The sequence below is a fragment of the Oceanibaculum sp. genome, assembly GCF_022449305.1.
Lineage (GTDB): Bacteria > Pseudomonadota > Alphaproteobacteria > Oceanibaculales > Oceanibaculaceae > Oceanibaculum > Oceanibaculum indicum.
In genome coordinates this window covers 1-3821 of record NZ_JAKUSO010000116.1, presented here as the reverse complement: position 1 = coordinate 3821, position 3821 = coordinate 1, and the positions used below count along the sequence as shown (strand labels likewise).

5 protein-coding genes are annotated in these 3821 nt (G+C 65.1%); 3 read left to right on the top strand and 2 right to left on the bottom strand.

Annotated features, from left to right (window positions below; all coding sequences use genetic code 11):
- Positions 1 to 278: 278 nt before the first annotated feature.
- Positions 279 to 1016: a hypothetical protein gene (locus MK313_RS17960; RefSeq protein ID WP_287783569.1), complete on the top strand. Its 738-nt coding sequence runs from the start codon at positions 279 to 281 to the stop codon at positions 1014 to 1016.
- Between the two features lie 42 nt (positions 1017 to 1058).
- Positions 1059 to 1589 (top strand): L,D-transpeptidase family protein, encoded by a 531-nt coding sequence (locus tag MK313_RS17955; RefSeq protein ID WP_287783567.1) that lies wholly within the window; start codon positions 1059 to 1061, stop codon positions 1587 to 1589.
- Here MK313_RS17955 and MK313_RS17950 read toward each other — a convergent pair.
- Positions 1586 to 2302: a YggS family pyridoxal phosphate-dependent enzyme gene (locus MK313_RS17950; protein ID WP_287783565.1), complete on the bottom strand. Its 717-nt coding sequence runs from the start codon at positions 2300 to 2302 to the stop codon at positions 1586 to 1588. The genes MK313_RS17955 and MK313_RS17950 overlap by 4 nt on opposite strands.
- Before the next feature lie 126 nt (positions 2303 to 2428).
- On the opposite strand from MK313_RS17950, the gene MK313_RS17945 reads away from it, so the two are divergent.
- Positions 2429 to 3094 carry a Fe2+-dependent dioxygenase gene (locus tag MK313_RS17945; protein WP_287783563.1) on the top strand — a complete coding sequence of 222 codons (666 nt, stop codon included), beginning with the start codon at positions 2429 to 2431 and terminating at the stop codon, positions 3092 to 3094.
- Here the strand turns inward: MK313_RS17945 and MK313_RS17940 are convergent.
- On the bottom strand, positions 3091 to 3821 hold a 731-nt coding region (locus MK313_RS17940), incomplete at its 5' end, for a sulfotransferase domain-containing protein (protein ID WP_287783560.1). The two genes, MK313_RS17945 and MK313_RS17940, sit on opposite strands and share 4 nt — an antisense overlap.

Sequence of the window (3821 nt, the reverse complement as noted above, 5' to 3'; positions counted from 1 at the left end):
ATGTTCTGAAGCAGTGGCGTTCTGGCGGGCAGATTCTGCCGCCCCCGCCCCGCACAGGCCGGCGAATCCTGCCGGCCTGTGCAGGTATCATCATGGCCGCTTTCTTTACAGCCTTGAGTTTACAGGGATTTTCTTCTGGCATCCCGCTTGCGTAAGCAAAGCTGGATGAAAAGAGAAAACCGATGTCCGTTACTGCCTCACAGATCATGGCCTCCCAGCCGCCATCCCTGCCCCCCTCCCAGCGGGGTGCGGCCACTCAGGGAGCGTCCAGCGGGGCGATGCGCCTGACCATCCCAGCCCCTGCCCCCGAGCCGGTTGAGCGCGTCGCCCCGTCTTCCTTCAACAATGCCGAGGTCGGCGAAGGCCCGGATGCCGGCGAGTCGGAGTCCCTGTCCTTCTTTGATTTCCTGGACCTCATCAACCCGCTGCAGCACATCCCCGTCGTCTCCAGCATCTACCGGCAGCTGACCGGCGATACGATCCGCCCGGAAATGCAGATGGCTGGCGCCGGCCTGCTGGGCGGCCCGCTTGGGCTGCTGGCAGCCGGTGCGAATGCCATTTTCGCGGCGGAGAATGGCCGTGGCGCTGGCGAGGAAATGCTGGCCCAGGTCGGCTTTGGCGCCCCTGCCGGCACACAGCGCATGGCCGCAGCCGAACCGGCGACGCAGCCCAAGGCGCCAGTACCGGAGCCGGTCACGATGCAGGCGACTACCCCTGAAAAAGCTGCCCAGCCGGAGAGAGTGGCCCTGAATAGCGCCCAGGCGAGCGGGCTGGATGCCCTGATTGCCGCCAGTAACCGCCAGAAGGAAGGCGAAGGCGCCCGGGTAATCGCCCGCTTCCAGGTGCCGCCGCAGGCAAATGCGGCCAGACCGGAGCGGGAAGAGACGGTGGTAGCCGCCTCCAACGCCAATGTCCCCGTCACGCAGAAGGGCGGCGTGCCGTCGATGATGCAGGATGCGCTGCAGAAATATGAGGCGCTGATGCGCGCCCGGCAGCGCGGCGAGGCGCCGCAATAAGCAGGTCTGGACCGTCGTCGGCCCATCCGGCATGATCGCTAAATGTCTGGCTTGCTTACCCTAATTCGCGTGCTCGCCTCACCCGGCGCCCGGCAGGGTCGGCTGGAGGCCGAAGGGTTGAGCCTGAAATGCGCCCTTGGCAAGGGCGGCCCGGTTCCAGACAAGCAGGAAGGTGATGGCGGAACGCCGCTTGGCGACTGGCCGCTGCGAAAGCTGCACTACCGGGCCGACAAAGGCGGTGCGCCGCTGACCGGTCTGCCGAGCCAGGCCATCGACCGGCTGGATGGCTGGTGCGACGATCCTGCCGACCCGGCCTATAACCGTCCGGTGCGCCTGCCTTACCCCGCCAACCACGAAACCATGTGGCGCGAGGACGGGTTGTACGATCTGGTCGTCGAACTGGGGTATAACGACGATCCCGTGGTGCCGGGCAAGGGCAGCGCCATCTTTCTGCACATCGCCCGCCCCGATTACGCGCCCACCGAAGGCTGCGTCGCGCTGTCGGAACCTGATCTACGCCGGCTCCTGGCCCGGTGCGGACCCCAGACCCTCCTGCGGGTAGAACTGATCTAACGGCCGACCAGCTGCTTCCAGTCGCCACGGTCACCGAAGATCGCGGTGCCGACACGCACCTCCGTCGCGCCGAAGGGAATGGCGATCTCGTAATCGGCGCTCATCCCCATCGACAGCCGTTCGATCCCGTTGCGCCGGGCAATCTCGCGCAGCAGCGCGAAATGCACCCCCGGCTCTTCCTCGGCCGGCGGTATGCACATCAGGCCGACGATTTCGAGGCCCAGCGCCCGGCACTCCGAGATGAAACCATCCGCCTGCTCCGGCAGGACACCGGCCTTCTGTTCCTCCTCCCCGGTTTTCACCTGCACATAGCAGGGCAGATGCCGGCCGGTCTTCTCCATCTCGATTGCCAGCGCCTGCGCCAGCTTCGGCCGGTCCAATGTCTGGATGGCATCGAACAGCGCCACCGCCTCTTTCACTTTGTTGGTCTGCAGCGGGCCGATCAGATGGATGTCGAGGTCGGGATAGGCCGCGCGCAGGTCAGGCCAGCGCGCCTGCGCCTCCTGCACCCGGTTCTCGCCGAACAGCCGCTGACCCGCCGCCAGCGCCGCCTGGATACGGTCCGCCGGCTGCGCCTTGGACACCGCGATCAGCCTTATATCGGCCGGATCGCGCCGCGCCGCCACAGCGGCCTTGGCAATGCGCTTGCGGATCGCGTCGATATTGCCGGATATCGCCTTTTCGAGATTGGCTTCAGGGTCGGCGGCGGACATGGGCGCTCCAAAGATGCGGGATGTTGAGTTGTGGGGCAAAACGGCGTTAGCTTTCGCCAGCATGCCAAGAAGCGGCGGGGAAGAAAACCGGTCTTCCCCGCCCCTGCAAGCGGAGAAAGGGCGACCATGCTGCTGAAGATTCCCGACATCCTGTCCCGCGAGCAGCTGGCCAAGCTGCGCATGGAGCTGAACCGCACGCAGTTCCAGGATGGCACCGTCACCGGCAAGAAGGGGCTGAAGCAGAATCTGCAGAGCGACCAGTCCTCGCAGCAGCTGCCACAACTGCTGCAGACCATCACCAACGCCCTGCTCGCCGCCGACGGCTTCACCATGTACGCCCTGCCGCGGAAGCTGCACATCGTCTTCAACCGCTACGATGTCGGCATGCATTATGGCGAGCATATCGACGCGGCGCTGATTGGCCCGTCGCAGGACAAAGCGGTGCGGTCGGACGTGTCCTTCACGCTGTTCCTCAGCGACCCGGCGAGCTATGAGGGCGGCGAGCTGGTCATGGTCACACCCTATGGCGAGCATTTCTGCAAGGAGCCGGCAGGCACCGTCGTGATCTATCCGTCGCTGGTGCTGCACCGGGTGGAGCCGGTGCGCAAGGGCACACGGCTGGCCGCCATCGGCTGGGCGCAATCCTTCATCCGCGACCCGCTGCAGCGCGAAATGGCCTATGAGATGGACAGGCTGCGCCGCGACCTGGCAGCAGAAATGCCTGGCAGCCCCTATCTGGAGCGGTTCGGGCGCATCCACCAGAACGCCATGCGCATGTGGACGGATAATTAGCCGGCCTGCAGCTCTTCCGGGATATAGCCGAAGCGCTGCATCTGTTCCCGATGGAGGCTGACGATGCGGGCGATCTGATCCTCTGTCAGCAGCTCGCGCCACTGGTCGCGCTGCCCGACCCGGAAGAAGCTCTGCGAATTCTGGCTGCGCTCGCGGAAGCCGCCCTTCTTTTCCTGCTTGCTCAGCTCCTTGAAGGAGGAGAAGCGCAGTGCCTTGTCCAGCCGTTGCGGGCTGGGCGGCAGCCGGAGGAAGTTGACGACGCGGCTGAAGGCGTCCTTCGGGCGTTCCAGCATATCCTCATAGCGCAGCACCAGCAGCGCCGGATGCGGGTTCTGTGTCCAGCTTTTCACATGGGATGACCAAGAGCTGAGGACTTCCGGCACATTGCTGGCGCTGTTCAGAGTCGCCGCCCCTTCCGTCGCCATGAAATCCACCGCCTGGTCGATGGTCAGGCCGAAATGGTCCGCCGCCGACAGGGTCACGTCGAGCGGGTTGCGCACGATATAGATCGCCCCCGCCGTCACCCCCTGATTCACCAGCGGATGGCCGTGCGACTCGCCGAGGAAGTTATGGGTCTTCACGAAGACCGAATCGGGAAAGGCGCGCGTCATATCCTGCTGGGCGCGCGGCCGGATCGCCATGATCTCCGCCAGGGACAGGCTTTCAGTCGGCTGGCCGCCCGTATAGGGCAGATACCAGTGCGGCTTGGATTCGCTGAGGCAGAACT